Source organism: Oleiphilus sp. HI0128 (assembly GCF_001635365.1).
On the sequence record NZ_LWGG01001529.1, the window covers coordinates 1 to 897 of the forward strand.

2 protein-coding genes are annotated in these 897 nt (G+C 40.6%); both read right to left on the bottom strand.

The genetic code is table 11. From position 1 onward, the window contains the following. The coding region (locus tag A3763_RS25240) for an NAD-dependent epimerase/dehydratase family protein (RefSeq protein WP_156495323.1) at nt 1-383 on the bottom strand (383 nt) is incomplete at its 3' end. A gap of 120 nt (nt 384-503) precedes the next feature. Continuing rightward, nucleotides 504-897, bottom strand: a 394-nt coding sequence (locus A3763_RS29815) for a hypothetical protein (RefSeq protein WP_231872323.1), incomplete at its 5' end; no start/stop codon positions are given.

Sequence of the window (897 nt, forward strand, 5' to 3'; positions counted from 1 at the left end):
ATTTTTGATATACTAAATGCATCTTTCGGAAATGGAAAATCGTCAACACTATATGGACCTCTGTTATTAGTGTGCTCTCCATTTACTTTAGCGGTACTGATATAAATAAATCTCTTTACCCCGACTTCTATCGATTGACGGACCAAATTGATGGTTCCCAATGTATTAACAGTTCGATAACTTTCCAGAAAATCAAAGCCCGTTTGGTTTAGAAAATGAGCTTTACCAGCAAGGTGAATTACAACATCGACACCCTGGAGGACCTTAGACCAATCAGTACTACCGTCTATATCACCTATAGATACCTCATCAACACTTCTCTCCTGCGCTTGCCTAACCGCCGCCACCAAGTCAAGCTTAGCACCTCGGACCTGAGAGCACATTGCTGTCCCTATGAATCCGCCAGCACCTGTCACTAACACCTTCACTTTTATCTTACTCCACTACTTAAACCAATCGACTTAAGAAATACATACGCCAATTAAACCAAGACGTATAATTCGCTATCGTTTTACTTTTGAGCGCTTTGCAAAAGCATTAAAAACATATCTCAGAAAATAGATGAACCGCATAGGCACTGGGATATGAGAAATCCTCATGTAAAGGAGAAATGTCTTAGGAACAACAACTAACTTATTCGCACTAATTTGTCCTTTTCTAATACGGTATTTAGTAAGATAACGAGATAAGCCATAGGATGAATGCCCCTTCGCCAACAAAGAAACCCATAATAGAAAATCTTGCCTAGCACGTACTTCGCTCAAACGAAATGTACCAACAAGTTTAGTATCCACCATACAGGTAGACATACCCATTTCAGTTTTACTCAAATGTTTGGGTAAATCGACGAGCGGGCTAACGTCAACAGCTCCTCGAGAGTCTTCCCCCTGTTCATCC